Origin of the sequence: Occallatibacter sp., assembly GCF_035317045.1 — a bacterium.
Taxonomy (GTDB): Bacteria; Acidobacteriota; Terriglobia; order Terriglobales; family Acidobacteriaceae; genus Telmatobacter.
Genome location: NZ_DATHHT010000040.1, coordinates 319,191 through 341,406 on the forward strand (window position 1 = coordinate 319,191; position 22,216 = coordinate 341,406).

At 58.9% G+C, this 22,216-nt stretch carries 21 protein-coding genes; 15 read left to right on the forward strand and 6 right to left on the reverse strand.

Features of this window, described 5'->3' with window-relative positions; translation table 11 throughout:
- Nucleotides 1-89 precede the first annotated feature (89 nt).
- On the reverse strand, nt 90-719 hold the full coding sequence (locus VK574_RS20615; protein WP_472801758.1) for a CDP-alcohol phosphatidyltransferase family protein: 630 nt from the start codon (nt 717-719) through the stop codon (nt 90-92).
- 10 nt (nt 720-729) lie between these two features.
- On the reverse strand, nt 730-1,239 hold the full coding sequence (locus VK574_RS20620; protein WP_472801759.1) for a GreA/GreB family elongation factor: 510 nt from the start codon (nt 1,237-1,239) through the stop codon (nt 730-732).
- A gap of 272 nt (nt 1,240-1,511) precedes the next feature.
- On the opposite strand from VK574_RS20620, the gene VK574_RS20625 reads away from it, so the two are divergent.
- From VK574_RS20625 to VK574_RS20645, 5 genes are read left to right on the forward strand one after another with little or no spacing between them, the layout of a single operon-like run.
- Nucleotides 1,512-2,510, forward strand: coding sequence for a metallophosphoesterase family protein (locus VK574_RS20625; RefSeq protein WP_472801760.1), 999 nt, complete (start codon nt 1,512-1,514; stop codon nt 2,508-2,510).
- Nucleotides 2,510-2,998, forward strand: coding sequence for a heme-binding domain-containing protein (locus tag VK574_RS20630; RefSeq protein ID WP_472801761.1), 489 nt, complete (start codon nt 2,510-2,512; stop codon nt 2,996-2,998). The genes VK574_RS20625 and VK574_RS20630 overlap by 1 nt, the downstream gene beginning before the upstream one ends.
- Nucleotides 2,995-3,405 (forward strand): c-type cytochrome, encoded by a 411-nt coding sequence (locus VK574_RS20635; RefSeq protein ID WP_472801762.1) that lies wholly within the window; start codon nt 2,995-2,997, stop codon nt 3,403-3,405. Before VK574_RS20630 ends, VK574_RS20635 begins: the two co-directional genes overlap by 4 nt.
- Before the next feature lie 33 nt (nt 3,406-3,438).
- Complete coding sequence (locus VK574_RS20640) at nt 3,439-3,966, forward strand: sigma-70 family RNA polymerase sigma factor (protein ID WP_472801763.1); 528 nt, start codon at nt 3,439-3,441, stop codon at nt 3,964-3,966.
- Complete coding sequence (locus VK574_RS20645; protein ID WP_472801764.1) at nt 3,963-4,715, forward strand: anti-sigma factor family protein; 753 nt, start codon at nt 3,963-3,965, stop codon at nt 4,713-4,715. Before VK574_RS20640 ends, VK574_RS20645 begins: the two co-directional genes overlap by 4 nt.
- 33 nt (nt 4,716-4,748) lie before the next feature.
- Here VK574_RS20645 and ruvX read toward each other — a convergent pair whose 3' ends face one another.
- The gene (gene ruvX, locus VK574_RS20650) at nt 4,749-5,201 is read right to left on the reverse strand and encodes a Holliday junction resolvase RuvX (RefSeq protein WP_472801765.1); all 453 of its coding nucleotides are present in this window, start codon (nt 5,199-5,201) and stop codon (nt 4,749-4,751) included.
- Nucleotides 5,202-5,364: 163 nt separating this feature from the next.
- Between ruvX and mltG the strand changes: the two genes are divergently transcribed.
- Complete coding sequence (gene mltG / locus VK574_RS20655) at nt 5,365-6,408, forward strand: endolytic transglycosylase MltG (RefSeq protein WP_472801766.1); 1,044 nt, start codon at nt 5,365-5,367, stop codon at nt 6,406-6,408.
- A gap of 116 nt (nt 6,409-6,524) precedes the next feature.
- Nucleotides 6,525-7,295, forward strand: coding sequence for a LolA-like protein (locus VK574_RS20660; protein ID WP_472801767.1), 771 nt, complete (start codon nt 6,525-6,527; stop codon nt 7,293-7,295).
- A gap of 41 nt (nt 7,296-7,336) precedes the next feature.
- On the opposite strand, the gene VK574_RS20665 is transcribed toward VK574_RS20660, so the two are convergent.
- Nucleotides 7,337-7,864, reverse strand: a complete 528-nt coding sequence (locus VK574_RS20665) for a DinB family protein (RefSeq protein WP_472801768.1) — start codon at nt 7,862-7,864, stop codon at nt 7,337-7,339.
- Nucleotides 7,865-8,104: 240 nt separating this feature from the next.
- On the reverse strand, nt 8,105-8,482 hold the full coding sequence (locus VK574_RS20670; RefSeq protein WP_472801769.1) for a DUF5818 domain-containing protein: 378 nt from the start codon (nt 8,480-8,482) through the stop codon (nt 8,105-8,107).
- A gap of 319 nt (nt 8,483-8,801) precedes the next feature.
- Between VK574_RS20670 and VK574_RS20675 the strand changes: the two genes are divergently transcribed.
- The 7 genes from VK574_RS20675 (at nt 8,802) to VK574_RS20705 (ending at nt 16,870) form a co-directional block, all read left to right on the forward strand.
- Complete coding sequence (locus tag VK574_RS20675) at nt 8,802-9,812, forward strand: hypothetical protein (protein ID WP_472801770.1); 1,011 nt, start codon at nt 8,802-8,804, stop codon at nt 9,810-9,812.
- Nucleotides 9,805-10,920 carry a hypothetical protein gene (locus tag VK574_RS20680; protein ID WP_472801771.1) on the forward strand — a complete coding sequence of 372 codons (1,116 nt, stop codon included), beginning with the start codon at nt 9,805-9,807 and terminating at the stop codon, nt 10,918-10,920. The genes VK574_RS20675 and VK574_RS20680 overlap by 8 nt, the downstream gene beginning before the upstream one ends.
- Nucleotides 10,917-11,900, forward strand: a complete 984-nt coding sequence (locus VK574_RS20685; protein ID WP_472801772.1) for a hypothetical protein — start codon at nt 10,917-10,919, stop codon at nt 11,898-11,900. The genes VK574_RS20680 and VK574_RS20685 overlap by 4 nt, the downstream gene beginning before the upstream one ends.
- A gap of 182 nt (nt 11,901-12,082) precedes the next feature.
- A complete protein-coding gene (locus VK574_RS20690) occupies nt 12,083-13,213 on the forward strand; it encodes a DUF4129 domain-containing protein (RefSeq protein ID WP_472801773.1) in 1,131 nt (376 codons plus the stop codon).
- A complete protein-coding gene (locus VK574_RS20695) occupies nt 13,210-14,442 on the forward strand; it encodes a DUF4350 domain-containing protein (protein WP_472801774.1) in 1,233 nt (410 codons plus the stop codon). Before VK574_RS20690 ends, VK574_RS20695 begins: the two co-directional genes overlap by 4 nt.
- Complete coding sequence (locus VK574_RS20700; protein WP_472801775.1) at nt 14,439-15,437, forward strand: AAA family ATPase; 999 nt, start codon at nt 14,439-14,441, stop codon at nt 15,435-15,437. The genes VK574_RS20695 and VK574_RS20700 overlap by 4 nt, the downstream gene beginning before the upstream one ends.
- Nucleotides 15,434-16,870, forward strand: coding sequence for a DUF58 domain-containing protein (locus VK574_RS20705; protein ID WP_472801776.1), 1,437 nt, complete (start codon nt 15,434-15,436; stop codon nt 16,868-16,870). Before VK574_RS20700 ends, VK574_RS20705 begins: the two co-directional genes overlap by 4 nt.
- Before the next feature lie 170 nt (nt 16,871-17,040).
- On the opposite strand, the gene obgE is transcribed toward VK574_RS20705, so the two are convergent.
- Nucleotides 17,041-18,090 (reverse strand): GTPase ObgE, encoded by a 1,050-nt coding sequence (gene obgE / locus VK574_RS20710; protein WP_472801777.1) that lies wholly within the window; start codon nt 18,088-18,090, stop codon nt 17,041-17,043.
- Between the two features lie 334 nt (nt 18,091-18,424).
- Here obgE and VK574_RS20715 point away from each other — a divergent pair, with 334 nt between their 5' ends.
- Nucleotides 18,425-22,204, forward strand: a complete 3,780-nt coding sequence (locus VK574_RS20715) for a carboxypeptidase-like regulatory domain-containing protein (protein ID WP_472801778.1) — start codon at nt 18,425-18,427, stop codon at nt 22,202-22,204.
- Nucleotides 22,205-22,216 lie beyond the last annotated feature (12 nt).

The following is a 22,216-nucleotide window of genomic DNA, read 5'->3' on the forward strand; positions in this document are numbered from 1 at the left end:
GCTTCGGATGCGAAGGGAACCGCAGATACCTCCGCACATCGCCGCGGTGACTCGGTCGGGATGGCGATGGCTTACGCGGTTTTGGGCTTCTACTGGCTCAGGGGCGCCAGATGCTTGGTGTTCTGGTAGGTGTACTGGATCCGGTGAATCACTGTAATGGTCGAGAGCACCGCCAATACCCACAGCACCGGCGCCATCACTCCGAATTGCTCGAACAACGCGCCCAGCAGGATGAGCACAATGCGCTCCGGACGCTCCATGAAGCCCACCTTGCATGAGCCAATCAGAGCCTCGGCACGCGCTCGCGTGTAGCTCACCATCAGCGACGTCACCATGACAAACGCAACCAGCACTACGTAGCGGAAACGGTTGATGCGTCCGTAATACACCAGCAATCCGAAAAAAAGCACCACGTCGGAGTAACGGTCGATCACCGAATCAAAGAAGGATCCAAAGACCGTAACCTGGTTGTTCTTGCGTGCGACGCGCCCGTCGACCATGTCGAAGAGTCCCGCGCCGAAAATAACCATGCCGGCGTAGAAGAACATGCGACCCGCATTCGTAGCGTTCGCATGTCCAAAGAGAAACGCCGCCACGATGTTGATCACCAGTCCGATAAAGGTGAGCGCGTTAGGCGAGATGCGGGTCAGTGCAAGGCCATGCACGATTCGATCAAGAAGCCAGCCGCAGGCGCGGCCAAATGCACTGGTCCAGGTCATTCTTACTTCCTTACTTCTCTGTGCCGGTACCGGCCTCTTCTTCGTCTTCGCCCACTTCATCGTGGACGGTGGTCAACTTCAGAATTTCGAGTTCGCGTTTGCCGTTCGGCGTGACGATTGTGGCAACGTCACCAACCTTTTTGCCTACGATCCCGCGGCCGATGGGTGAGGTAGTCGATATAAGACCCTTGGCCACGTCTGATTCCTCGCTGGTGACCAGGCGATAGACGATCTCTTCTTCTTTGGTGGAGTCGTAGACCACAACGGTGGAGCCAAACCCCGCCTTATCGTGCGGGATATTCGCCAGGTTCACGAGCGAAAGCTCGGCCATCCGCCGCTTCAACTGACCCAGCCGCGCATTCACGAATTCCTGGCGCTGCTTCGCCATGTGGTACTCGGCGTTTTCCGACAGATCTCCCATGGCGACGGCCTTCTTGATCTCCGCCGGCAACTCGTGGGCAAGCTCATGCTCCATTGCTGCGATTTCTTTGAGCAACTGCTTTTTGATGTGATCGGGCATCCGTATTCCGTTGCGGCGAGCGGGGCTGCTCAACCGCGAGAAATGAAACGTCTAGACCTTTCATTATACGCGGCTGATCCGGTCAAAGACGCGCAGCCGGTTCCGTTCGCCCTCGATAAACGCACTTGTGCGAAAGGAGATACGAGCCCGCGCCTGGCCACTCGGCTTGCGCAAACGATCTTTGAGTCAGAATTTCTTTCATATTGGTTGGAATAAACCGGCCTCCGCTCAGTTCTCTGCATTGACAGAGCAAATGTGCTCGAGGAGAAGACATGAGCGGATCAATCGAGAAGCAGATTCAAAACGAAGCAACACAAACCGAAGCTGTGGGCTCCGACGGCATCGACCGCCGCGGATTTCTGAAGTGCATGGCCTGGGCCGGCACCGGGCTCGTCTGGACCTTTGCCGGCGGTGTGCCGACCTCGCGCGTATTCGGCGAGCCGGTGAAGCCCTCCGCGCAGTCCGACTTCACTTTCGTGCAGATCAGCGATAGCCATATCGGCTTCAACAAGCCTGCGAACACCGACGTCACGGCCACGCTGCAGGCTGCCCTCAGGCGGATCGATGCCGCTCCTGGGACTCCGGATTTCCTTATCCACACCGGCGACCTTACGCATTCTTCCAAGCCCGCGGAGTTCGACACGCTCGATCAGATACTTGCGCCGCGTCGGCAGGTTTTTTATGTACCCGGCGAACACGATACCTCGGTTGACGACGGAAAGATGTATCTCGATCGATATGGAAAGGGCGCGAAGGGAAACGGCTGGTACAGCTTCGATCACAAGGGCGTGCACTTCATCGGACTCGTGAACGTGGTGCAGTTAGAAGGCATGGGCAAGCTCGGTCAGACCCAGCTCGACTGGCTGAAGCAGGATTTGCATGGCGTGAAGAGTAGTGTGCCCATTGTTCTCTTCGCGCATATTCCGCTGTGGGCGGTTTATCCCGAGTGGGGATGGGGCACATCGGACAGCGAACAGGCATTCGCAATGCTGAAACGCTTCGGCTCCGTTACCGTGCTGAACGGCCACATCCACCAGGTGATGCAAAAGGTGGAGGGCAACGTGATGTTTCACACGGCGATGTCCACGGCGTTTCCCCAGCCCGCGCCCGGATCGGCGCCATCGCCAGGGCCCATGAAAGTCCCGGCCGATCGTCTGCAGAGCGTGCTCGGCATTACGGATGTGAGCTTCGTCGCTCAGCGGCGCGAACTGGCTATCGTAGACGCGACGTTATCAGGAATGACCGGCGAACATCGTGAGTCCGGCCTGTGATGCTCTTGAGACCAATTGGCTTCGGAGCCCTGTTTCTCGCCCTGACCAGCGTGGCGCTTTCGTTTGTGCATCCGTGGGGCGACGTTCGTAGAGGTGCAACTCCCGGACAGATGCTTGAAGGAAGTGCCGTGCCGCAGGATGTTCGCGGAATCGTCGAAAGGAAATGCGCCGATTGCCACTCGAACCAGACCCATTGGCCCGTCTACAGCAGACTGGCGCCAGTTTCGTGGCTCATGGAACACGACGTCTACGCCGGACGCTCAGCAATGAACCTCTCGCTTTGGGCGGGGATGGATGTGGAAGACCGAATCGCGCTATTGGCTCGAATTTCAGCCGAGGTAAGAAGTGGAGACATGCCGCCGAAGCCCTACGCGATGATGCATGCGGCGGCCCTCTCTGATACAGAAAAGCAGGAAATCGCTGCGTGGGCGCGCGCCGAGAGAAAGCGTATCCGGACCGAAACCTCCGGACAAAAGGAGAAGAAGTGAAGAAAAGAAACGAAAGTAAAATTCTGATCATTGTCGCAATGATGTGGTCCGCCGTCGCAATCTCTTCTTTTCCGCACGTGAGTAGTGCCGCAGTTACGAGCAACGGAAATGCTGAAACCGGAAAACAGCTCTTCGAAAAAAGATGCACGGGTTGCCACTCGCTCGACAACAACAAGGAGGGCCCGCGCTTGCGCAGCGTCTATGGCAGACATGCGGGGAGTGTTTCCGACTTCAGCTACTCGAACGAACTGAAAGCCGCCCACATCGTTTGGGATGAGCAGTCACTCGATCAGTGGCTGACCAATCCGGATGCGGTCGTTCCCGACAACGACATGGCATTCCATGTTCCAAACCCCCAGGAGCGAGCGGACATAATCCAGTTTCTTCGACTATCCTCGGGCAAATAGAATTGGGGGCTGGGATCGGACGCAGGAGACAGGATGGATCGGGCGTTCTTCGAACAGCTTGCTATGCCGCTGTTCGACCAACTTTATAACCATGCCCGCTGGATCACCGGCGATCGTATCGACGCCGAAGACCTGGTACAGGAAACCTATGCCAAGGCCCTGAAAGGATTCGCAGCTTTCGCAGAGGGTACGAATATTCGCGCATGGATGTTTCGCATCCTTCGCAATACGTTCCTGACCTCGCGAAGCGGCCTGGCTGCCCAGAGAACGGAATATCTTGAAGACGAGGTCGGAAACGCAGAGGAAGCGGTGGCACATGCGGTGACGCCCGAATTGATCTTGATGCGCAGCCAGAATGAACAGGCGCTCTTTGCCGCGTTGGAATCGCTTCCGGTGAATTACCGGCAGATCATCCTGTTGTGCGAGGTTGAGGAGATGTCATACCGCGAGATCGCGCAAGTGCTCGACGTGCCTTTGGGAACAGTGATGTCGCGGCTCTCGCGGGCCCGGGCTGGCCTGCGAGAGGCACTCGGTGCAGATGTTCCTGAGGAGGTGCGATGATGCCTTGCGGCCAGGATCACGAAATTCTCGCGGCCTATCTCGACGGCGAAGTGCAAGCCGAGCAGGGAAACGCGCTTGAGCAGCACCTTCGCACCTGCACCGAGTGTGCTGCTGAAGTCGCAAGCGCGCTGAGCGTGCGCCGCGCCATGAGGGCGGCGAAGACCCGTTTCACGCCCAGTGCTCAATTCCGGCAGAAGATTCAATCCCAAATTGCACCAAAGCGTCGTAGTTTTCGATCTTTCGGCTTTTTGCCGATAGCAATGGCAGCCGTGGCCATCCTGGTGGTCGCGCTTGTCTTGACACGTCAGAACACCCTGCAAGGCGATGCATTCCGAGAGGTCGCCGATTTGCATACAGGAGATCTGGCGAGCGCGAATCCGTACGATGTGGTCTCCTCAGACCGGCACACGGTTAAGCCCTGGTTCCAGGGCCATATTCCGTTCGCATTCAACCTTCCCGAGTTTGCCGGGACCGAATTCACATTGCTTGGCGGCCGCCTGGTGTATCTGCACCAGCAACCAACCGCGCAGGTGGTCGTCGGAATGCGCCAGCACAAAATCTCTATACTGATCGCTCAGGACTCCCCCGCATTGGCAACAGCGTTTCCGCTCTCGACCGGCGTCGATGTGCGAGATTCCTTCAACGTTGAGACATGGAGCAACCACGGTCTTCGCTTTTTCGTAATCGGAGACGCAGACGAGACTGGAATTCAACACCTTGCCCAGGCACTCCAAAGTGCCAATCCGTGATCCCGCCCGTTCCCGGGTATCTGCGACGCGCGATTAGCTTTGCTCGCTGGGTTGATCAGCCAGTCCATCAAGGAACGATTGCAGGATCAGCGTTGCTGCAACCTGGTCAACCACCCGCTGGTGATCCTGCCGGGCATGGCCAGCCTCGTAAAGCATCTGGTGCGCCTCATGCGTGGTCAGCCGTTCGTCCCAAAGATGGATCGGCAGCCCAGTCAGTTCGCCTAACCCCGCAGCAAACACCTGTACTTTTTCAGCCTGTGAGCTCATTGCACCGTCGAGTTTTACTGGGTTGCCGACCACGATGCCCGCGACCGCATAGCGGCGGCATAGGCGCGCAATCGATCGGAGGTCTTCGCGGGTATTCCGGCGCCGTTCGAGGGTCAAAACGGGCTGGGCCGTGAGCCCAAGCTCGTCTGAAACAGCGATACCGATGCGCTTCGAACCCACATCCAGCGCCAGATACCGCGAAATTGTCTTGTCGGACACCCTTTGACCCTCCGAAATCCCCGGAACTCCTGGAACCCAGCTTATCGTGCTTCGGATCTGTCGGCGCCATCCATCCACATGACGACCGGTACAATCAAATAAGAAGCAGAATCCGCGGTAGGCTAAACCGCGTCCTATCTTAGGGAAGGGTGTTTTAGCGTACATGGCGTCACGCCGCACTCGGGGGAATCGGAAGAAAAGAGGGCTCGGCGCGGCGGGATTCCTTCTGGCGCTGTTCCTGCTTGCACTTCTGGCCGCGGCTGCGGTCGGATGGATGATTTTCATACCGTTCGGACCGTCGACCGAGACCTTTGTAGAAATTGAACCGGGTTCCTCGACGACACGTATCGCCCAACAGCTTGAGTCCGCCGGAGTGGTTCGCAGTCAATTCGCGTTTGACCTGTGGCGCTGGGTGCGCAAGGGCAAATTGAAGGCAGGGGAGTACCGTTTTGACCATCCCGCGCCGCTCACTGAGACGTACGACCGTATCGCACGCGGTGACGTCTACACGGTTGCCGTAACGGTACCGGAGGGAGCGACCATTTTTGACGTTGCCGCGCGTCTCGAACAGGCGGGGATCGGAACGCGCGAAGAGTTTCTGGCTAGGCAGGCGAGGTTGACCGATCTGGTGGCCGACATCGACCCGAAGGCGAAGACTTTGGAAGGCTATCTGTTTCCGGATACATACCGGTTCCCGCGCCGGGCAACAGCGGGACAGGTTGCCGCTGCCATGGTCCGGCAATTCAGGTTGGAGGCGGCTCAGATTGGTCTCAAGGAGAATGTGCACGAGGTGGTAACGCTGGCTTCACTTGTCGAACGGGAAACGGCCCTGGATTCCGAGAGACCGCTGGTCGCCAGCGTCTTCCAGAACCGTCTAGCAAAGCACATGCCGCTGATGACCGATCCCTCGGTGATCTACGGGCTCGAAGTCGAGAAAGAGTGGCGCGGCGCAATTCATGCCAGCGATCTCAAACGCGATACACCGTACAACACCTACCTCCACGCAGGGTTACCGCCCGGACCAGTCGCGAATCCAGGGCTCCATTCGCTCCGAGCGGCAGTCAACCCGGCACATTCAAATTACCTCTATTTCGTTGCAGCAGGCGCAAATCCGCAGGGAAAATCATTGTTCGAAGCTACGCTTGACGAGCATGCCCGCGATGTCTCGGGTTATCGCCGGGCGATGAAGAAGGCGGGTCAACGATGACCCTCCGGAGGAATTTCAGTATCGCGGCGCTTGCGCTGCCCCTTTGTTTAGCCGGATGTTCACTCTTCCCCAATAAACGTCATTTGCCCGTGCCCATAGCGCCGGCAAATGTACAGATGGCCACTCCTGAAGAACTGGTTGATCAAGTGAATCGCCGCTGGGATGACTTCCAGAACCTGACCGCGACGGTGGAGATTCAGGCAACGTTGGTGAAACAGCAGCAGGGATCGGCGACGGACTACCCGAAATGCCGCGGGTTTATCGTGATGGAGAAGCCCAATCACCTGCGCGTTGTAGGCCTGTATCTGGGCGTGCGCGTCTTCAACATGGCGAGCGACGGAAAGACTTTCACCCTGTTGATTCCGCCCAAGAATAAGGCGATTGAGGGCGCCAATTCAGTTACCAAGAAATCGGATAATCAGTTTGAAAACCTGCGGCCGGGATTCTTCTTTGACGCAATGATTGTGCGCGGCGTGGATCCGGAAGATTACTTTACGGAGACTTCAGATACGGAAACCATTGAGGATGTGGCTAAGAAGCACCTCTTTACGATGCCGGAGTACATTCTGAACATTACTCGCCATGCGCCCAATGGCAGCCGGAGAGACAAGCCTGTCCGCGTGATTACCTTCCATCGCGACGACCTCTTGCCGTCCAACCAGGATTTGTATGATGACAAGGGAAATCTGGAGAGTCAGGTCACGTATTCCAATTACGTTAGCCTCGGAGATAGCAAATACCCAACAAGGGTCGTGATCAAACGGCCGCTCGAGGGAATCCAGATCGTGCTGACCGTTGAGAAGGTGGTCAACAATCAGAAGGTTTTGCCTGCTGACGAGTTCACGTTGTCGATACCGCCCGGTACGCAGATTCAGCACCTTCAATAAAACGCTCGAGAGCCAAACACGACCGCTCGGAAAAGTTCAAATCAAACCGATCCTCCACGCGCGCGACCAGTCTGGCCGAGTTCCTTGTAGAAGCCCAGGTCCCGGCCTTCCTGCATCTTCGTGATGTAGACGATCTGCCCGTAATGCAGACCGAAATGCTCCACTGCCTGGTAAACCGCTGCCAACCCACTGACTGTGTAGCCCTGGATCTGCCAGATCGCTAGCAATTCTTCTGGTGTCAACCGGGCCAGCACCTTCGCCGCTTCGTCAAGCGTTTGGTTGAGGCGGGCCAGCAAGTCGGCAGCCGAGAGGTCCCCGGTTGCATTGAATTCGGCAGGACGATCGCGTTGGTCTTCCAGCCTGTTGAACGATGCCACCAGCCACTGCCAGACGTTCCCGTTCAAATGCAGGATAAGGTTGCCAATGCTGTTGCTGGCTTCGTTGGGGCGCCACCAAATTTGCTCGTCGCTAAGTGACACAACTGCTTTGCGCAGACGCGGCCAATATTGCTCAAGCAGCTTGCGGCGGGAAAACTCAAGAAAAAGTTCGCATGCGGGATCGGCAGGCATGACAGAGATCGTCCTCCTTTTGACAGTCTCAGATTCTATCGAACCGGCCTCAACGCACCGCCGCCGAAGTCGTCTCTGCACAAACAGTGACGGACTTCGGCGGGATGCTGCCTGGGATTTTGTAATCTATGAAGCCCTAATATATGAAGCCCTGAGGAAGTGTGGTCCGGATGCGAGCTTTGCTGTTTCGCATCCGGATCGGTTTGCTTTCTGATTGTTTTCTGTTTGGTCGGCTTGGTGCTAGGACGCGAGCGCTTGGATGCTATCGACGTGAATCATCTTCGATTGCGAATCGAGACGACCGGTCACCTTGACGGTCTTTCCTTCGAAAGCCTGCGCTCGCGAAGAGTCGTCCAGTTTGTAAACGCTGCCCGATGAATCACGGAGCACATATTGTTCCCCGTCCTTCACGACCGTGCCGGTAAAGGTTGTGGTCTTTGACGCATCCGGGTTTGGCATCTGGTCAGGCGAAGTCTGGGCAGGCGGATTTTGAGGCTCCTGGATCACCGGCATCGGAGTAGCGGATTTCGGATTGGTCGCTCCCCATGCCTGCGCGCTTGCCAGCATTAAAGCGCAAGAGGAGATGCCGAGAAGAGTCTGGATTTTGGTAGGTTTCATATGTAACCTCCGGGGGTTGAAACGCTCCTACCTGGACACCGTCTTGCACATCCTGATTGGGCGAAGAGAAGGTAGGAGTTTCCTCTTCGTACGTCCCTTTAGTTAGCAAGCCTTGGGCCACTATCCTTGCGCTTTCTTTGGAAGAGCTTGCGACACAGGTGTCCGTTCCGATGCCGGGTAAGAAGTACAGGGTTGGAAAAAAGTGCTGCATTTCTTCAGTTGTTTGGTCAAATACCGGCATGGGATGACATCTATTGCTGCCTCATGTGTGCTAGCATCCCCGCAAGTATCTGCCCCCCATTTTTGAAGGAATCCAGGCATGGAAACGACGCTGCGCCCGCTCACCCTTGGCGAAATTCTTGACCGCACGGCCGAACTCTACCGCTCACATTTTCTGTTATTTGCGGGCATCTCGTCGATCTACGCCGGCATCCTTCTTGTGCTGAGCCTGGTGCAGATCGGGGCGCAGCAGGGCGCGCTGTCTCTGCACATGAATACCGGCCTGATCGTGGTGTCGGTCATTGGCATCGTCGTACTCGGGTTGGCCATCTTCGTAGCGGGCGGCCTGGCTGTAGCAGCCAACACCCGGGCCGTGGGGTGGGTGCATCTGGGAGAACCCGCCAGCATCGGCGCGGCTTATCGCACCATTCTGCCTCGAACCGGGCGCTACCTGTGGCTCATGACGATTACGTACTTTCTTGCGTGGTTCCCTTGCGTCCTCATCTATGGCGCTTATGCCACCCTGCTCTTTGTTTATGTGCTTCGCAAGGGATTGTTTGCCCCCCACGCTGCTCCTCCAGACCCGCATTTGATGGTCGTTTTCCTGGCCTCGAGCGTTGCATTTCTGTTCCTGATCCTCTTGGCGCTGGTGTATGGCATCATCATGAGCCTGCGCTACTCGCTCGCCATCCCTGCCTGCACGGTTGAGAATCTGACGGCTCGCGCCGCAATTCGCCGCAGCATTCAACTCAGTAAAGGCTCGCGCGGCCGCATCTTCATGTTGGCACTGCTTGCTCTCATTATCCAATTGGGTCTCACCGGCATCACCCAGACGTTTTTTATCGTTGTCGGCCTGAAACATCAGGGAGTCCTGCCCGTCTGGATGAGTGTGACGCAGCAGTTCCTTGCATTCCTCACCAATACGTTTGTCGGGCCGATCTACGCAACCGGATTCACTCTCTTCTACTATGACCAGCGCGTGCGCAAAGAGGGCTACGACATTGAGCGCATGATGCACCACGCCGGAATGACGCCCTCCTTGCCGCTCGTCGAATCTACTTCCATGCTAGAAGACGCAATTCCAATCGACCGGGGGAGCGGGCATGAATGAGCCGCTCCATCCGCTGACCCTGTCGGAGATCCTTGACCGCACGGCGCAGCTTTACCGCGCGCGGTTCCTCGTCTTCCTGGGCATCGGAACCATTCCCGCCGGGACCGTCTTCGTTTTTGCCGCCGGAGTCTTTGCCTTCTTCCTGTGGATGGGCGTGCACCAAAAAAATGGCGGTACCGTAGCGGACTCGTTCGTGTGGACATTCCTTATCCTCCTCGTTGCGCTGGCAATTCCAGCCAGCCTGGCAGCAAGCGCCGTTGGAGAAGCCGCGATGAGCGATGCCGCGGCGCGCCTGTTTCTCGGCGAGATGATCACCATCCGCAGCGCCTACAAGGCAACCTGGAGACGTGGCTGGCGCTATGTCGGCCTCTATCTCCTGCAGGAACTGGTAATCGTCGGCGCGCCCAGTGTTATCTTTTTCGCCGCTCTGTTCGCGATGATTGCCGGCAAGGTCAGAGGCGTTGCGACAAATGACAACAGTCCTCTCTTCGCGGGCCTCCTCTTTTCGCTCCTGTTTATTCTGGCGGTATTTGCTGTCTGGATGCTTCTGCGTCTCTGCCTTGCGTTTCCAGCCAGCGTCGTCGAACAGGCTTCCGCGTGGAGTGCGCTGAAGCGCGGCGTCATGCTCAGTAACGGATCGCGCGCACGCATCTTTCTGCTCTATGTTCTCGGAGCCTTCCTGAGCCAGATCCTTGTCTGGTGCGTCACGTTTCCGATCCTTGTTGCAGTCGCCTTGATCCCCGGGCTGCAGGGGCAGGCGCATGCTCAAACCGTCGGCGTGGTTGTCTCCTTCATGACATATTCTTCGTACTTCGCGGTCAAAGCCCTCACCAAGCCGATCTATGGAATTGCGCTCACCGTCTTCTATTTCGATCAGCGCATCCGCAAAGAAGGCTTCGATATCGAGTGGATGATGCAGCAGGCAGGGATGCTGCCTTCTCCGCCGGTTCCACAGCCCGCACCTGAATCCGCATCCCCGTCTCCGGCGCAGGAAACGCCGGTAGTTTCTGAGCCGTTCGCGACCCCAAACCTGGTCGCTCAAAGCCCTGACACCATCTCCACGAATCCGGCTGTCCTTGAACCGAAAAACAAAGAAGGCAACGTATGAGCGAGGCGCCATCCTATCCGGTCTACATTCCGAAGACCTTCGGTCAAATCCTCGATCGAGTCTTTCGATTGATGCGGGCAAACTTCAAACTCTTTGTGGGGATGGCGGCGTTGCCTCCCGCAGGGTTCTACGCCCTCTTTGCTCTCATATCCGTTGCGATCCTCTGGCCGGTTCTGCAAGCACTGCCGAAGACTCCCTCGCCCGATGAGGTAATCCACCTCTTGGTGGTCGGCGTTCCTCTGATGGTCGTATTGACTGTTGCATATTTGCTCGTCTTTGCCGTATATCTGGGGGCCGCTTCATTTGCAGGCGTGCAGGCTGACTGTGGCGCGAAGATCACCATTCGACAGTCCTACGCTGTCGCACGGAGCCATGCAGGCCGTTATGCTCTCCTGCTCTTTCTTATTTATGTCTTCTGCTTCTTTCCGGCACTTATTATCCAACTGGCAATGTTTGCCGGGATTGGATTGACAACCTTGCATAAGGCTCAACCGAACCCGGCTATGGTTGTGTTGTTTCCTCTCCTGTCTGTCCTGCAGATGGCGGCCCTGATAGTCGGACTGATCATAGGTCTGCGGTTTGCGCTCGCATTCCCAGCCTCAGTCTCAGAAAATCTGACCGCCTGGCAGGCGATCAAGCGCAGCGGTGTTCTTTGCCGCGGCGCCAAGGGAAGAATCCTCCTGGTCCTCCTGGTGATCTACGCGGCAACCTACCTGGCCATGTTGGTTCTCATGGGTGGCGCGGCAATGATGGGCGCGCTCGGTTTTCTCGTATTCTCAGGGATGCACCTCCAACCCTCGACACCCACGATCTGGGGGCTGGGCATTCTCGGCGGCGTGGGCTTTCTCGCTGTCATGGTGCTCTTCATGGCCGCAAGCTGGGCGGGATACGTAACCGCGTTCGCAGTGATCTACAACGACCAGCGGCTGCGTATCGATGGAGCGTCCGCAAACGCACCAGGCTTGGGAACATCGGCATGATGGTAACTGATGGTTCCCTGGAGCGGGGGCGAAACCATCCCCCTTTTCAACTATCATCAGCGCATGCGTCATGAGGGAACCAACATCGCGTGAATGACGGATGCCGCCGGTATCAACTCGATTCATCCTGGACGGATCCAGGAACTCCCGCTTGCGTCTATCCCTCCAGAGGAAACGCAGAGATGAGATCCGTGTGTAAAGCCTCTGCAGCTACTGTCATCCTGGCCTCATTGCTCGCTTGCATTGCGGCCGGCGCGCAGACAATCAAGGTGCCATCCTCCCCGACCGCGCGCGCACGCGACGTATCGATGGACGATTACCGCCAGCACCTTGCCGCACTCTCGGTACTCGTCGATGCATGCGCAAAAAATCGCAACACTAAGAGCTGCGATCCCGCCCTGATCGGTCCCGACGATCGCGTGCCCATTGTGAACGGCTCTCGAACCGAGCAGCGCCTGGTGCGGTTCGGCTGGCTGCGCGTGCTGTTCTCAAAAGCCCAGGACCCCGATCTGCCGGTCGCGAAAACCACTCCGAAGAAGTTGGGCGATGCCCGCGCCGAAAACACAATTCAGGATCAACCACCCACCTCGCAACTGCTGAAGGAAGCAAAGCTGCGCCTCGATGCCGACCTCGCGCAATCGCATGCGCCGGTTGCGCCTCACCCACAGGAGCGAGACGTGTTGCAGCACGTCCTCTCCGAAAGAGAATTTCGCGGTCTACAGCAGACATCCGTTCGCCAGTCGGTGCTTGAAAAGTTTGGAAATTGGCTCAACCGGCTTTTCGAGAGTGCCGCGAATCTCAAAGCACGCTCCGCCTGGGTCGGCCGTGCTCTGGTGTGGGGATTCATCCTCGCGGTTTGCGTGGCTCTTGTCTACTCCCTGCTTCGCCTTGAGCGCCGCTGGCGCGTCCAACTCACGCAGGAACACGACCGGCCAGCACCCGGCGCTCCGTCGGCACGCGACTGGCAACTGTGGCTCGAAGATGCTCGCAAAGCAGCGGCGTCTGGTCTATGGCGTGAAGCAATCCACTTTGTGTATTGGGCCGCGATTTCACGCCTCGAAGCGCGCCGGCTTTGGCCAGCCGATCGTGCACGCACTCCGCGCGAGTACCTTGCGCTGGTCGCTCACGAAGATCCGCGTAAGCCAGGTCTCTCGCAATTGACCGGCACCTTCGAGCGGTTCTGGTATGGCGGTCGCCCGGCTGGCGAAAGCGACTATAAAAACGCCGAGATCCTCGCGTCCGCACTAATCGCGGGAAGCGCACCCGCCGGCCCCCGCGAATTCTCGGCCGCGCCGGAAGGCGGTGCACGATGAAGTTCATGTCGTCGCTCGATCCCAAAGATCGCCGCCTGCTGCTGTGGAGCATTTCGATCGCAATCTCGCTCGCCGTCATCATCGGCCTCGTGTTGCCGAATGAGAACAACAACGACAACCCCATGCCGTCGACCTATCTTTCAGGGCAGCACGGTGCCCGCGCAGCGTACGAATCGCTTGTGCGTTCGGGCTACAACATTGAACGCTGGGAACGGCCGCTGAACGAACTTGCGGCAAACGCAGGCCCCGGCACGGTCGTCATTTTTGCGGAACCCTTCACCCGCGAGGCCGAAGACTTCAAAGCTGTTGAGCGGATTGTCGCGCACGGCGGTCGCGTGTTGGCCACAGGCTTCTGGGGCGGATACCTGGTACCGGACGGAGAGCCGGGTACGCCGTCGGATTTCACCTACGCTGCCTGCCAGCTTGAACCCGAGGGTCTTGACCCTCTCGCCAGCAGCGGCGAGGTGTGGATGGTACCCAATGCCACGTGGGAACTCGGCAATCCAAAGCAGCGCGTCCAGTATGGTTGCGCCGGGCAACCGGCCGTCGTGGAATACGACTACGGCAGCGGCCACGTCGTGTGGTGGGCCAACTCCACACCGCTTGAAAATGGATCGCTGGCGCGCGCCGCCAATTTCGATCTCTTGCTCAATTCGCTGGGACCACGCGAGGGCCGCCACTTTTATTGGGACGAATCGCTGCACGGCGATGTGCGTTCGAGTTTGAGCTACGTTCCGGGACCGACGGTGGCGCTCATGTTTACGGGCCTGATTCTGATATCGATCCTGATCGTCTTCAGCTTCAGCCGGCGCAGCGGGCCAATTCGCGAAATGCCTCCTCCTGCGCGGGCCACGCCCATCGAATTCCTTGAAGCTTTGGGGTCGCTCTATCGCAGCGCTGGGGCTTCATCAACCGCCGTCACGGTCGCGTGGGAGCGCTTCCGCCGCCACGCGCTGCGCCTCTGTGGATTGCGCCAGGCGCCCGTCAGCGCCGAGGAACTGGCAGCCGCAATCCGGCGGCGTTACCCCAACGCCGATCCCAGCCTCGAAGCAGATCTGTTGGCCTGCGAAGAAGCGAGACTGAATGAAAGAATTGAACCGCGCGCTGCGCTGAAGGTCATTCAGGTGCTCTTCCATCACCGCCAGATGCTCGCCGCGGCCTCAAAGCTCGGCGACGTCTCCAATCCACCTGCAAGCATTCAATCCACCAGAAACGAAAGGCCCTCATGAGCGAGGAACTGAGAGAAAACATCAATATCGGGCAACAGCCTGGACTTCAGGCAACGGGTAAGCTCATCGATCACGCGCGCACTGAATTGGGCCGCGTGATCTCCGGACAGGCGCAGGCCATCGAAGAGGTGCTGATCGCGGTCCTGTGCCAGGGCCACGCATTGCTTGAGGGAGTTCCAGGCATCGCCAAAACGCTGATGGTGAAAACCCTCGGCCGATTGCTTGGGCTCGGCTTTCAGCGCGTGCAGGCCACTCCTGACCTGATGCCCGCCGACATCCTCGGCACCACGATTCTCCGGCCCGGTACTGACACGTTTACTTTCCACGCCGGACCCGTTTTCACTGACTTGCTTCTCGTCGACGAAATCAACCGCATGCCTCCGCGCACCCAGGCCGCGCTGCTCGAGTGCATGGAAGAGCGCCAGGTCACCAGTGACGGCACACGGCGCCCGCTGCCCAGTTGGTTCACCGTGTTTGCCACGCAGAACCCCGTCGACTTCGAAGGTACCTATCCGTTGCCCGAGGCACAGCTCGATCGCTTCCTGATGAAGATTCGCGTAGCGTATCCCACCGAAGCCGAGGAACTGCAAATCCTTGAACGGCACCATGCCGGGACAGGCGCAAATCTGCTTGAGGATGCAGCCATCGCGCCCATCGCAGCGGGAATGTTGGAGGCCGCTCGCGCTGAGGTTCGCGCCATTCGCATCGAGCCGGAACTCTACGGCTACATTCTGACATTGGCGAGGCGCACACGCGAGTGGCCGACACTTCTACTTGGCGCCAGTCCCCGCGCAGCCCTCAGCATCATGCGCGTGGCGCAGGCTGCGGCAGCATTCGATGGCCGCGACTATCTTGTTCCCGATGACGTAAAGCGCGCGATTCCGCCGGTGCTGCGCCATCGCGTAATGCTCAAGCCCGAGGCTGAACTCGAAGGGTTCGATGCCGATCGCGTCCTTACCGACGTCATCGCCGCTGTCCCGGTTCCGCGTCAATGATTGCTCCCTCTTTTCATCCCGCGACGATCCGCGCGACATGCGAACCGCGAAGCCGCGCGAGCTTCGGGCTCACGACGCGCTCGATTGCGCTGCTAATCGTCGGCTTTGCCTTCCTTGTTCCCGGCTTCTGGGATCCGCGTCTGGGTTACGCAATGCTGGCGTGGGATATCCTCGTACTTCTCGCCGCCCTGCTTGACGGAATGCGCCTGCCTCGAGCTGCCGAGTTAACGGCCTCGCGAACCTGGTCGAATGCGCCCTCGCTCGACAGCCAGACTGAAATTGAACTCACCCTCCAAAACCAGGGATCAGTCATCATCGAATGCCGCATGATCGACGACCTGCCGGCTGCGCTCGGTGATCCCTCGGCGCGACAGGATCCGATTCGCGTTACCGCCTTCCCGCGCGTTCCCGCGTCAATCCGATATCGCGTAGAGCCGCAGGAACGCGGAGATTGCACAGCGGGCCAACTGTACATTCGCTACCGTTCGCCGCTGCGTCTCGCGGAACGCTGGGCGAAAGCTCCGCTGGAGCAGACCGTCCGCGTTTATCCCGCCCTGCGCACTGGCGAAGAACAGCAAATATTTCTCGCGCGCAGCCGCCAGATCGACCTCCAATTACGGCAGACACGGCAGCGCGGCCTGGGTCGCGACTTCGAAAGCCTGCGCGATTACCGCGAAGGCGACGACATGCGCGACATCTGCTGGACCGCAAGCGCGCGCCGCGGAAACCTGATCACGCGCCAATACCAGACCGAGCGCAGCCAGCCCGTGTGGATCGTGCTCGACTGCGGCCGCCTGATGCGTTCGCGCGTGGTCGCAGCGCCTGGAACCAGGGCGGCAATGCCCCTTGCGGCAGGCAGTTTGCGCGAACACTCCAAACTCGACCACGCCTGCACCACCGCGGTAGCGTTGGCACAACTCGCGCTCTTCTCCGGCGATCGCGTCGGCCTGCTCGCCTACGGCCAGACGATCCAGCAACGCCTGCTTCCCGGCAGGGGCGCCGCACACTTGCGCCAGATGATCGAACTGCTCGCCCAGCTTCGCGCCGAATCGAGCGAGGCCGATCACCTGCGCGCCACCACGCTGCTTGGACGCCTTCAGCCCCGCCGAGCACTCATTCTCTGGATTACCGATCTCGCCGAGACCGCCATGCGCCCCGAGGTGATCGACGGCGCAATGCACTTGCTGCGGCGTCACGTGCTGCTCTTCGTCGCTATGGCACAACCAGAGGTCGATGTCATCGCGCAGCAGCGCCCCAAAAACGTGGACCAAATGTTCCGCGCCGCCGCCGCGCAAGAGATGGCCGGCCGTCGCGAGCTGCTGCTGGCGCGCCTCCACGAGCAAGGCGCACTTACCCTCGATCTCAATCCCGAAGCAGTAACCTCATCCGTGCTGAACCAGTACCTGATGGTGAAAGAGCGCGCAATGGTGTAGCTCAGCAAGTGTCATTCTGAACGAGCTGAGCCCCCAAACGTTGTTCAGTTTTGCTTATTGACGATGTCATTCTGAGAGAAAGGGGCCCCAAACGCATTTCAGTTTGGGGGTGGTGAGCGAGGAATCTGCTTTTGCTTTAGTCGCCGTTCAAGGACTTCAGACCCGCCACACTACGTAGCAACCGCCACCGGCAGCACCCGCTTCGCCAGCGCCCACTTCAACTCATCGATTCCCTGTCCCGTGACCGCCGAAACGGCGTGAAACTCCAGCTTGCGCCGCTTCGCATAGGCCGTCAGCTTCTTCAGCTTCTCGGGATTCGCCGCATCAATCTTCGTCGCCACAAGGATCATCGGCTTGTCGGCGAGCGGATGCGCCTGCCCGGATTCGTCGCCGGCCTTGGGTGTAAAACTCGCCAGCTCTTTGTTGATTACGTTGAAGTCCTCCACCACATCGGGCCGCCCTGAGGCATCGGAGACATCCACCAGGTGCGCCAGCACCCGCGTGCGCTCGATGTGGCGCAGAAACTGCGTGCCGAGACCCGATCCAAGATGGGCGCCTTCGATCAGACCCGGCATATCCGCGACCACAAAGGACTGCTGGTTCGGTTCCTCGCCCACCGTCACCACGCCCAGGTTCGGCTCGAGCGTAGTGAATGGATAATCCGCAATCTTCGGCTTCGCAGCCGAGATGCGCGAAATCAGCGTCGACTTTCCGGCATTCGGATATCCAACCAGCCCCACATCGGCCAGCAGTTTCAATTCCAGCCGATACAGCCGTTCCTCGCCGGCCCGTCCCAGTTCATGCTCGCGCGGAGCCTGGTGGGTGCTGGTGGCGAAATGCTGATTCCCACGCCCGCCACGGCCGCCTTTAGCAACAACCAGTCGCTCATCCGGCTCTGAAAAGTCGTGCACCAGCTCGCCGGTCTCCTGATCGTAAAGTGCTGTTCCCACAGGGACTTGCAGAATGGTTGACTTCCCGTCGAGCCCGGTGCAGTTCGACCCCATACCGTGCTCTCCGCGCTGTGCCTTGTGCTCCGGGTTATAGCGGAAGTGGATCAGCGTATTGTGTCGCTGCGACGACTCCATGATCACGTCGCCCCCGCGTCCGCCGTCCCCGCCGGACGGTCCTCCGCGGGGAACGAATTTCTCCCGACGAAAGGCCATGCAGCCATTTCCGCCGTCGCCGGCCTTGACCCGGATTTTCGCTTCATCAATGAACATTAATACCTTAAAATCCGCAACTTAGGTCGGCGGAAAACTACCGCCTGTCAGTACGTCAAGAACCGGATACCCGTTCCCTTAGTCTACCGAATCAGGCCTCTATCTCCCAGAGACATGCGCACTTGTCTCTCATTTCCGGACCACGAACTGTGCGCGGAGTCACCTTGAGTTTTCCCCAATCTTCCGTAAAATCGCAGGCGAATTCACTGCAAGGAAAAAATGATCTGTCCATTGCACAGGATTCCCGGCGAGGGATCGGGAATATCTCATTCCGCTTCTGGGAGAAACGACAGGCAGTGAACGCAAAGAGACTTGACCGCAAGCTGGTCATCGGATGCTAGCGCAAAACTGGACGAAGCCGCTCGTGTATTTAGCGCTGCTGATGATTGCCGGCGCGGTCGCAGTCCGCTGCGCGTGTGCCCAGCAGGGGCTTTCTAACGGCGCCCTCGCCGGCACACTTACCGACATCCGCTCGGCTCCTCTCGAAAACATGACCGTCACCCTCCGCAATGCGGTCACCGGCGCCGCGGTGCAAACCACAACAACACGAGCGGGGCGGTATCGTTTCACCGGATTGATCCAGGGAGAATACGTTCTGACCGCATCCGGCCCGAGCGGCACCGGCAAAGTCGACGGGATCTTTATCGCCGCCGGCCATGAAGCACACGTACAGACCGCGATTGCTCTTGCGCCGTCTGCAGCCCGCTTCATGGACGGCAACATGGCCGCGTCCTCACATCTGAAGATCCAAAAACAAGATAGCGTCCAAGTCTCGAGCAAGTTGATCACCTCTGTTGATGAAGCGGGGTCCAGCCTCAGACCACCAATCTCGAAAAGCGCAACCTCGGTTCCCGCTCCAGCTACTCCGAAGCCTTCGCCCGCTGCGTTTCCGCACCCCGTATCCCATCCTTTGCCAACCTCGGCTTCTTCCATCTCCGAGTCTCCCGCCCCGAAGCCGCCATTTCACGCCAGCGTTGCCATCGCGGCGAAGCCGATCCCCGCCGAGGCGCTTTCAGCAGGCACACTCGCCCGCGCGGTCCAGGCGGTTAGACTCGGCGCAACCCATGCCTGCTTACTCCAGGCTCGAACCGGCCCCGCCGCACAGGTGGCTGCACTTCAAACCGCGTCCGTCCCACAAACCTCACAGACATTGGATTCAGCGCAACTGCAGGCGCTCCCGTTGTCCGGTCGCGACTGGCAAAGCTTTGTTCTCGACGTTCCCGCCCAGGTCGAAGCCGGCGAGCGTCGCGGGCCCTCCGCTGCCTCTGCGATCGCACCACAGCTCACAGTTGACGGCGTTCGCCTGCAGTCGGCGTTCGGAAGCACAAGTGCCGGCCGAACCCGCGATAGCGCAGCAAGCCTTCTTGGTCCCGGCTCCTCCGAGTCCGCACTGCGCGACGTGCAGTCCGGCGATCTTGCAGGAAAAGCCTCGGCATACGCGGGTCCCAGCCACACCATCGTCGAGACGCAACGCGGGAGTGATCATCTCCACGGACAGGCCTTTGTCTTCGATCGTCAGAATGTCTGGAACGCCCGCAATCCCTTCACCGAGTGGGTTCACGAAACGGCGCCGGCAACAAACACGACGGTTCCTGTGTTTACCGCCGAGTCCTACAGTCCAGGCGATCACGAGGCGCTATGGGGTGCAGGCATCGGCGGGGTCGTTCACAAACTGCATCTGTTCTGGTTTGCGGCGCTGGACGGATATGAGCGCAACGATCCCGGCGTGGCGACCGTAAAGCATCCTGACAATTTCTTCGCCCAGCCCTCAAACGATCGGATGCAACTTCTGAGCGCCCAACTTGGTCTCAACAGCGCAGACCCGGTTTCGGCGGGGCTGGGCGCGTATTCCAAACTCCTTGAAACGCTCAATGGCCTTCTCGGACCAGCACCACGAAATTCATCTCAATGGATCGGTTTCGGTCGCATCGATGGCAGCGTCGCCGAGCGTCATCACTTCACTTTCGAGGCGACTGGTGCACAACTCAACTCTCCCGGAGGCGGCTTCACCCGCGCTTCAGAGACATCCGGAACGCACAGTTTCGGCAATGTACAAGCGACCAAGCAGTGGGTACTTGGCCGATGGGAAGCCTTTCTCACGCCGAACCTTCTCGCCGTAACGCAAGGTTCCTACGGACTTGATGTACAAACTGCTCAACCGGAAACCCCCTCTGCCTTTGAACAATCCCTAAACATCAATGCATGGGGTCAGCTTCCCCAAGTCGTGGTGGATTCGCGCTACGGTTTCACGATCGGCAATCCGGCGCGATTCGGACCAGGAAGCTACCCCGACGAGCACCTCACCATGGCTCAGGAGCAACTCAACTGGGTTCGTGGCAATCTGCTTGTGAAAGCTGGCATCGAAATCAATCACAATCGAGATGCAACGAGCCGGTTGCGCAATCAGACAGGTACCTACTACTACTCCAGCGTTGAAGATTTTGCCTCCGATGCACTCGCCTTTTCTGCCTACGGCCTGAAGGGCCAGCTCGACCCGATGAACCAGCACAATTGCGATCAGACCGGAAAAGCCTGGCGCGACGGATCCGGTGTGCTCCACGGTCTCGGCTATCTGCCGTGCTACTCCTTTTACTCGCAGACTATGGGCCCTTCAGACTGGTGGCTCAGTACCAACGACTGGGCCGGATACGCAACCTCCCAATGGCAGCCGTCCCGGCAAACGGTCCTCACGCTCGCCATGCGATGGGAACTCGAACAGCTCCCGCCCGCAATCTCGAATCTCGAAAACCCTGACCTTCCGCTCACCGCACGTATGCCGAATCTCGGGAGCCAATGGGGTCCACGCGCCGGGTTTGCGTGGGGCACCGGCGAAGGCGGCTCGCCGGTCATTCGCCTTGGCTACGGAGTCTATTTCAGTCGAACACGCAATTCCGTGGTCGAAAACGCGCTCACGCAAACCGGCTCGCTCAAAGGCGATCTCAATTTCTTCATGCGGCCGACTGACAATCTCAACGCCGGCGGCGCTCCGCCGTTTCCTTACGTCTTCGCAGGTGAGCCGGCCAGCATCGTCAAGCCCGCAGCCGTGGAGTTTGCCCCCAACTTCCGCAATGGCGAAATTCAACAGGCCGAGGCCGCAGTCGAAGAGATGCTCCCCGGGCGAATCCATCTGGAAGCGAGCGCCGTTGCAAGTCTCGGCCGCCGCCTTCCCATCACCGTCGATGCGAATGTCGATCCAGCCCAGGATGCAAAGACCATCACCTATGCCGTGATCGATGGCAACGCTTCAGGCCCCATCAAGTCACCGTTGATTACCGTTCCGTTCTTCGCCGCCTGGCCCTCCATCACTTCGCCAACTGGATTCGCAGGCCGCCTCAATCCGAAATACCAGCAGGTAAGCGAAATGTTCAGCCGGGCAAACTCCACCTACGAAGCAGCCATGCTGCGCGTCTCTCGGAATGCACGTGGGCTCACCCTGCGCGCCCGCTACACCTACGCGCACGCGATGGACTGGAATCCCGACGAAACATCACAGGTCGGCGGGCCCAGCGTTCTCGATCCCATCGACTTTCGTCAGGAATACGGAACCAGCGCGCTCGACGTGCGCCATTCCGCAACCGCCGCCCTCATCGTGCAGTCACCGTGGAAGCTTAAAAATCTCGCCGGACATATCGCCAACGGATGGTCATTGAGCGGAACAGCCTACTTCCGCAGCGGCCTGCCTTACACGATGCACACCGCTGGATCGATGGCAAAGGAATTCAACTCGACAGGCGCAGCCATCGTCGCCCTCAGCACCGGCATGAATGGCTATGGCGGTGACAACCGCGTATACGGCGTTGGCCGCAACACCTATCGCTACCCGACCACATGGAAAGCAGATCTACGCCTGGGCAAGCGATTCAACCTTGGACAGATGCGTCAGTTAGAGTTGATGGCCGAAAGCTTCAACCTTTTCAATCACCAGAACGTGACCGAGCTTGAAACAACCGGCTATTCGATCGAGTCGGGAACCGTAACCGGGGGCCTGCCCCGCCTGAACTTCCTTACCGGCCTCAAGACCGGCCAGACAGAATTCGGAAAACCGCTAAACATCAACGCCACCAATTTCTATCGCGAGCGACAGGTTCAGTTTGGAGCGAGATTGCGGTTCTGATCGGAGTTCGAC

What these genes read in the sequence shown, in the direction of transcription:
- VK574_RS20695 (WP_472801774.1), top strand. Translation starts at nt 13,210, where the DNA reads ATGAAGTTCATGTCGTCGCTCGATCCCAAAGATCGCCGCCTGCTGCTG.
- VK574_RS20625 (WP_472801760.1), top strand. Translation starts at nt 1,512, where the DNA reads ATGAGCGGATCAATCGAGAAGCAGATTCAAAACGAAGCAACACAAACC.
- VK574_RS20685 (WP_472801772.1), top strand. Translation starts at nt 10,917, where the DNA reads ATGAGCGAGGCGCCATCCTATCCGGTCTACATTCCGAAGACCTTCGGT.
- VK574_RS20645 (WP_472801764.1), top strand. Translation starts at nt 3,963, where the DNA reads ATGATGCCTTGCGGCCAGGATCACGAAATTCTCGCGGCCTATCTCGAC.
- VK574_RS20615 (WP_472801758.1), bottom strand. Translation starts at nt 719, where the DNA reads ATGACCTGGACCAGTGCATTTGGCCGCGCCTGCGGCTGGCTTCTTGAT.
- VK574_RS20690 (WP_472801773.1), top strand. Translation starts at nt 12,083, where the DNA reads ATGAGATCCGTGTGTAAAGCCTCTGCAGCTACTGTCATCCTGGCCTCA.
- VK574_RS20715 (WP_472801778.1), top strand. Translation starts at nt 18,425, where the DNA reads ATGCTAGCGCAAAACTGGACGAAGCCGCTCGTGTATTTAGCGCTGCTG.
- VK574_RS20675 (WP_472801770.1), top strand. Translation starts at nt 8,802, where the DNA reads ATGGAAACGACGCTGCGCCCGCTCACCCTTGGCGAAATTCTTGACCGC.
- mltG (WP_472801766.1), top strand. Translation starts at nt 5,365, where the DNA reads ATGGCGTCACGCCGCACTCGGGGGAATCGGAAGAAAAGAGGGCTCGGC.
- VK574_RS20660 (WP_472801767.1), top strand. Translation starts at nt 6,525, where the DNA reads ATGGCCACTCCTGAAGAACTGGTTGATCAAGTGAATCGCCGCTGGGAT.
- obgE (WP_472801777.1), bottom strand. Translation starts at nt 18,090, where the DNA reads ATGTTCATTGATGAAGCGAAAATCCGGGTCAAGGCCGGCGACGGCGGA.
- VK574_RS20620 (WP_472801759.1), bottom strand. Translation starts at nt 1,239, where the DNA reads ATGCCCGATCACATCAAAAAGCAGTTGCTCAAAGAAATCGCAGCAATG.
- VK574_RS20680 (WP_472801771.1), top strand. Translation starts at nt 9,805, where the DNA reads ATGAATGAGCCGCTCCATCCGCTGACCCTGTCGGAGATCCTTGACCGC.
- VK574_RS20705 (WP_472801776.1), top strand. Translation starts at nt 15,434, where the DNA reads ATGATTGCTCCCTCTTTTCATCCCGCGACGATCCGCGCGACATGCGAA.
- VK574_RS20630 (WP_472801761.1), top strand. Translation starts at nt 2,510, where the DNA reads ATGCTCTTGAGACCAATTGGCTTCGGAGCCCTGTTTCTCGCCCTGACC.
- VK574_RS20700 (WP_472801775.1), top strand. Translation starts at nt 14,439, where the DNA reads ATGAGCGAGGAACTGAGAGAAAACATCAATATCGGGCAACAGCCTGGA.
- VK574_RS20670 (WP_472801769.1), bottom strand. Translation starts at nt 8,482, where the DNA reads ATGAAACCTACCAAAATCCAGACTCTTCTCGGCATCTCCTCTTGCGCT.
- VK574_RS20640 (WP_472801763.1), top strand. Translation starts at nt 3,439, where the DNA reads ATGGATCGGGCGTTCTTCGAACAGCTTGCTATGCCGCTGTTCGACCAA.
- VK574_RS20665 (WP_472801768.1), bottom strand. Translation starts at nt 7,864, where the DNA reads ATGCCTGCCGATCCCGCATGCGAACTTTTTCTTGAGTTTTCCCGCCGC.